This window comes from Photobacterium sp. OFAV2-7, from assembly GCF_022347985.1.
Lineage (GTDB): Bacteria > Pseudomonadota > Gammaproteobacteria > Enterobacterales > Vibrionaceae > Photobacterium.
Window position 1 is genome coordinate 1 of record NZ_JAKRFQ010000295.1, and the last position, 5,488, is coordinate 5,488.

Sequence of the window (5,488 nt, forward strand, 5' to 3'; positions counted from 1 at the left end):
GTCGGCGACCAGAGGCATCAGGCTCACCCAATGCCATCTTCTCAAGCTTTATCTCGCAAACGCGGCCGCTTGTATCAGCAATATTCTCGACGGGATTGGTCAGGAAGTGGAATTTAACGCCTTCATGCTCTGCTTCCAGAATTTCATAATCTTCAGCAGGCATCTCATCACGGGTTCGACGGTAGATCAGTGTGGTATCTGCCCCATCACGAACAGCTGTTCGTGCACAGTCTATCGCGGTATTACCGCCACCGATCACAGCCACTTTCTTACCTGTCGTATACTGGTGCCCGGTTACATAGTCTTTCAGGTAATCGACACCGAGGTAACAACCATCAAGATCACTACCCGTATAGTTCATCTCGACAGCTTTTGATGCGCCAACTGCCAGGCAGACGGCATCATAGTCGTTAGCAAGCTCGGATAAGAGGAAGTCTTTACCCAGCACTTTGCCGGTTTCAACCTGCATACCGTTTCGGCACATCAGCTCGATTTCTTTGTCCAATATCGCTTTCGGCAAGCGGTACTCTGGAATACCGTAACGTAGCCAGCCACCAGCATGAGGCATCGACTCAAACACAGTGACGTTGTAACCTTCATTACTGAGGTAGTAACCACAGGTTAATCCACCCGGGCCGCTACCAATAATGGCAATAGACTTACCTTTGGCAGGTTTTACTTCAGGAACATATTGTTCCTGTGCTTCCAAGTCGGCATCCGCGGCATGACGCTTTAGCTGCCTGATAGCCAACGGCTCGTCAACAAGCCCACGGCGACATTCCGTTTCGCAGAATGCCGGGCAGACACGGCCAATAGAGAGCGGCATCGGCAACGTGCGCTTGATCACTTCGACCGCTTTTTGATGATCATTTTGAGAGATATGATAAAGGTATGACTGGATATCAACCCCAGCAGGACAGGCTGTCTGGCAAGGCGCCTCACAGTCTGCGTAGTGATCAGACAAAATGCGATTCAATGCTTTTTTGCGCGCAGCAGACAATGCATCACTCTTAGTTGTTACATTCATCCCCTCGCTAGGATGAATTTCGCATGCGCGCTTTGTGCCCTGTCCTTCGACTTCAACTACGCATAATTCACAAGGAACTTTTTCACCGTTTTTATTTAAGCCACATAGAGATGGAATATCAATTTGGCATTGTGTAGCGGCTTCAAGCAATGTTTGTTGATCATCAACAACCACGGCTTGTCCGTCTATTGTGACATTTATCATATATTGCCTCTTTCTATTGCTTGGCGCTGCATCAAGGTAATGAGTTATACGGATAAGCCGGATTTATACTCAGCTATCAACTCGTAACTAACTTCTTGTTCATAGGGAAAGCCAGTACAGCGCTCACGGATGATTTAGATAAATCATCATTTTTTTGTTATTCCCCCAACGTATCAGGTTCAGGATAAAATTCCTTGATTTGAAACACTGTAGTGGATTATTTCCCAAGCAAAATAAAGCTAGCAATAATTACTATACCGCCTTAAATAGTCATATATTGAAATATATTTACATTATTAATTTTCAGCCAGCCTACCTCCAAGGCGGTATATATATAATTCTAAAGTGTTATTTTCGTTAAATCATCACGACAAATTAAGATTAAATTTATAAACATACTGCTGACAGAATTATTAGATGAAACAATAATACACAAAGTGTCTTTTTATTAGACAGCAAAATACATTTCCACCAATCAATTATTGCTTGACGATAAAGCACAGTTTTGTGCAATCGGTAAATAACAGTTTCAAAGCAATATCGGACAGCCTTTCAAGCATGTGGGTCTTGTATTCCCTTTATAGTTGTCAACTGATAGCAGATAGCAGAGTATGGTGAACCAATGCGTAGGCATCCTCTACGCTCTGCGTCCCCCCGTTCAGCTTTGGCGAAAGAATGGTAGTGAGAAAGCGAGGATAATCACAGAGTTGCCACAAAATCCGTTACCAAGCCATCAGGAAACGTTATATAAGGCGTGACTTTTACTTAATGAACATCATATAATTTGATGATAATGTTAATAATTTTGTGAGCTGCCGGGCAAATTATGGCCAATATTCTAGATTCTGTTGATCAGCGTACCCAGCTTGTCGGTGAAAACCGACTCGAGTTACTTATCTTCCAGCTGAACTCATCACAGCTATTTGCCATCAATGTGTTTAAAGTTAAAGAGGTTGTTAAGCTTCCTAGACTGAACTCACTTCCAGGTTCGCACCCAAATATCACAGGTGTTGCCAACATCCGTGGCCAGTCAATTCCTGTCATCGATCTTCGCCAGGCAATTGGTATGCGCCCCGTCGATACAGACGGCGAAAGCAATATGATCATCACCGAATACAACCGTTCGGTACAGGCATTCCTCGTCGGCCAGGTAATGAACATCGAAAACCTAACCTGGCGTGATATCCAGCCGCCACCAAGCCAGGTTGGTAAGAACAACTACCTAACGGCCCTTACTAAGTTGCAGCGTGATGGTGTCGACCGACTGGTTAGTATTATCGATGTCGAAAAAGTGCTGGCTGAGATCATTGACTATGACATTCAGATCTCAGAAGAAGTTCTTGATAACAATATCGTGAACCATTTCCATGGCCGCAAGGTACTGATTGTTGATGACTCTTCAACTGCCCGTGCGCAAATCCGCGACACCCTTTCTCAGTTAGGGTTGCAGATTATTGAAGCCAGCGACGGTCTGATGGCGCTCAACCTGCTTAAGGGCTGGTGTGATGAAGGCAAGAGTATCAATGATGAAATCCTGATGATGTTCACCGACGCCGAAATGCCGGAAATGGACGGTTACAAGCTAACCTATGAAATCCGCAACGATCCTAGAATGAATGATCTGTTTATCGCCCTGAACACTTCTCTCAGTGGTAGCTTCAACGAGGCGATGGTGAAAAAAGTCGGCTGTGATCGGTTTATCTCCAAGTTCCAGCCAGATCTCTTAGTTGAGGTTGTACAAGACAGGTTACGAGCAGTACTCTAACCTAATCAAAACAAGAAGAACTCGCCTGCGGGCGAGTTTTTTCTCTCTTCATGCCCCCTCCCTAAAAAAAGACCTAGCAATAAATAAGACTGAAATGAAGTACGGTCAGTTTCAGCAACAAGGTTAACCACAACTGTTCATCAGCAAACATTATTCATACTCCTTATGGGCCACTTTCTCTAGTTCATTCCAGGCTTTAAGCGTTTCTCCGTGCAAAATATCAATTTTCTGCTCTGTCACGTCTTCAGCTTTAACCGTTAACTGCATCGTTAGTAACATGATGATGAGAAGAGGAAGCACCCAATCAGGTGCTCCTTTCGGTGTCTTTGGCGTCATACTTCATCGCTCCATCAATGCGTGTTTGCCGTGCGGACCTGGCTCTGGTTGCTGCGAAGCGTTACGCGACGGTCAAAGAAGTCACCTTCAAAATTCTGCTCCGCTTTCAATGGCTCCTGATCGCCGTAGGCTGAGGCTAAGATCTGGCTACCGTCCACACCACGTTGCTCAAGGTAATCTCGGACAGCATCAACACGACGCTGAGACAGGTTGTAGTTTTTCAGACTATCACCGCGGCGGTCTGCATAACCGGCAAGCTCCCACTTCACATCCGGCGCCTGTTTCATTAGCTCTGCCAGTTCCTCAAGTTGTGCCTCGAAATGTGGTTCAATCTGGGCTGAACCGGTACGAAAGTGCACATTCATCTCCAGTGCCAAATCTATCTGCCGTTGTTCCAGGTTGTTCTGATCTATGATTTGCTGCTGAAGGCGTGCAATCTCTATTTGTGACTGGCTATAGCGCTGGCTTATGCGCTCAAGTTCTCCATTGCGTGCTGTCAGCTCCAGCATTTCTTCATCTTGAGCCTGAATATACTGCTCCTGCCCCATTGCCGTACCGGCAATCCCGCCAACAATAGCGCCAATCACAGCCCCTGCCGGACCACCAACCAGCGCGCCAAATGCCGCGCCGGAACCCAAGCCGATTAACTGCTCATCCTGACCAGCGGTATAGGCATCCTGAGTTGTGTTGTATCCGGAGGTTTGTCCCTCTGAAGCCTGCGCTACCGGCGCAATAACAGAAGCCATCATAGAAGTTGCAATCAGTGTCGAAATTAGCTGCTTTTTCATTTTTCTATCCTCATCAGTAAACAGTGTGCTGACTGGTTGTTTAGTACCGACACCGTGTCTTTAGCGCTTGGGCTGTATCGGTGTCGTTTCGATGAGGTAATTAAACCAACTAGATCTGGCATTCTTCGGGAGGAAAAAGGGCAATACGCTGATCAATTGTGGCAAAAAAAAGGCAATTGGTTGATGTGGCTTTTTTCAGGCATTTTTTATTGTATAGTCACCACATATCAACAACCTGAACCACCTATTAATACCCGCTAAGGTCATACATGAAGAAGATTGTGATTGTCGAAGACGAAGCCGCTATCCGCGAAAACTATATCGATGTTTTAAAGAAGCATGGCTATAGCGTTCAGGGGTATGACAACCGCCCCGAAGCCCAAGCGGCATTCGAACAGAACCTGCCTGATCTCGCCATTATTGATATTGGCCTTCAGAATGAAATTGATGGTGGTTTTACACTTTGCCAATCTCTTCGCGCGCTGTCTCCTACCGTGCCGATTATCTTTCTGACGGCGCGAGATAGTGATTTTGATACCGTCTGCGGACTGAGGATGGGTGCCGATGATTACCTGACCAAAGATGTCAGTCTGCCTCACCTTATGGCCCGTATTGCAGCCCTGTTTCGTCGCAGTGACCTTCTTGCTGTTCCGACAGAGCAAGATACGCTGATTGAACGCGGAGCGCTGACAATTGATAAGAATAAGATGCAAATATTCTGGAACAAACAACTGGTTGAGCTCACTGTCACTGAATTCTGGATGGTCTATGCGCTGGCTAAACGCCCGGGACATGTCAAAAGCCGTCATGATCTAATGGATGAAGCTCAGGTTGTTGTCGACGACAGCACAATCACTTCCCATGTAAAACGGATCCGCAAAAAATTTCTGCAATATGATGATAACTTCGACTGCATCAACACTGTATATGGCATGGGCTACCGGTGGGGCTCATAACCGAGGTTATTCATTATTATGCCTAAATTTCGTATCGGCCTCCGATTAAAAGTCATTCTCATTTCAAGCTTTTTGCTCACCCTGCCCTGGGTTGGCTACAAATATATTCTTGAAATGGAAAAACTACTTCGCCAAGGACAAGAACAAACGCTAGTCGGCACGACCCGTGCTGTCGCCACGGCACTGAACGAGCGCCCCAACCTGTTTAGCTCTCAAGCCAGCTTTCTGGAATCAGTCAAAAAAGGGCGCGACTTATATGCCTATGAACTTCAGTCTCCAATTACGCTAAACGGCCAGCTTGCTGACTGGACAGACTATGACGACAAAATGGTGCACTACGGGCGTGAGTACGTTCAGTTCAGCCGCCGGCCATATAGCGGTAACAGCATCAGTTTCCGTCATCTTGTCGGGA

The 5,488-nt window shown here is 46.2% G+C and carries 5 protein-coding genes and 1 pseudogene; 3 read left to right on the forward strand and 3 right to left on the reverse strand.

What is annotated here, in order from left to right; genetic code table 11:
• A partial coding sequence (locus MHN01_RS15040) for an FAD-dependent oxidoreductase (protein ID WP_239412093.1) occupies positions 1 to 1,231 on the reverse strand: 1,231 nt, incomplete at its 3' end.
• An 826-nt stretch (positions 1,232 to 2,057) separates the two neighbouring features.
• On the opposite strand from MHN01_RS15040, the gene MHN01_RS15045 reads away from it, so the two are divergent.
• Positions 2,058 to 2,996 carry a chemotaxis protein CheV gene (locus tag MHN01_RS15045; protein WP_239412094.1) on the forward strand — a complete coding sequence of 313 codons (939 nt, stop codon included), beginning with the start codon at positions 2,058 to 2,060 and terminating at the stop codon, positions 2,994 to 2,996.
• Between the two features lie 150 nt (positions 2,997 to 3,146).
• Here the strand turns inward: MHN01_RS15045 and MHN01_RS15050 are convergent, their stop codons facing one another.
• A complete protein-coding gene (locus MHN01_RS15050; protein WP_239412095.1) occupies positions 3,147 to 3,332 on the reverse strand; it encodes a hypothetical protein in 186 nt (61 codons plus the stop codon).
• A gap of 14 nt (positions 3,333 to 3,346) precedes the next feature.
• Complete coding sequence (gene pdsO, locus MHN01_RS15055; protein WP_239412096.1) at positions 3,347 to 4,120, reverse strand: sortase-associated OmpA-like protein PdsO; 774 nt, start codon at positions 4,118 to 4,120, stop codon at positions 3,347 to 3,349.
• 269 nt (positions 4,121 to 4,389) lie between these two features.
• On the opposite strand from pdsO, the gene pdsR reads away from it, so the two are divergent.
• Complete coding sequence (gene pdsR, locus MHN01_RS15060; RefSeq protein ID WP_239412097.1) at positions 4,390 to 5,076, forward strand: proteobacterial dedicated sortase system response regulator; 687 nt, start codon at positions 4,390 to 4,392, stop codon at positions 5,074 to 5,076.
• Between the two features lie 18 nt (positions 5,077 to 5,094).
• Positions 5,095 to 5,488: pseudogene (locus MHN01_RS15065) on the forward strand (proteobacterial dedicated sortase system histidine kinase); the annotation flags it as partial.

Bases quoted from the DNA above. Each gene is read 5' to 3' on its own strand.
- MHN01_RS15050 (WP_239412095.1), bottom strand. From the start codon at position 3,332: ATGACGCCAAAGACACCGAAAGGAGCACCTGATTGGGTGCTTCCTCTT.
- pdsR (WP_239412097.1), top strand. From the start codon at position 4,390: ATGAAGAAGATTGTGATTGTCGAAGACGAAGCCGCTATCCGCGAAAAC.
- pdsO (WP_239412096.1), bottom strand. From the start codon at position 4,120: ATGAAAAAGCAGCTAATTTCGACACTGATTGCAACTTCTATGATGGCT.
- MHN01_RS15045 (WP_239412094.1), top strand. From the start codon at position 2,058: ATGGCCAATATTCTAGATTCTGTTGATCAGCGTACCCAGCTTGTCGGT.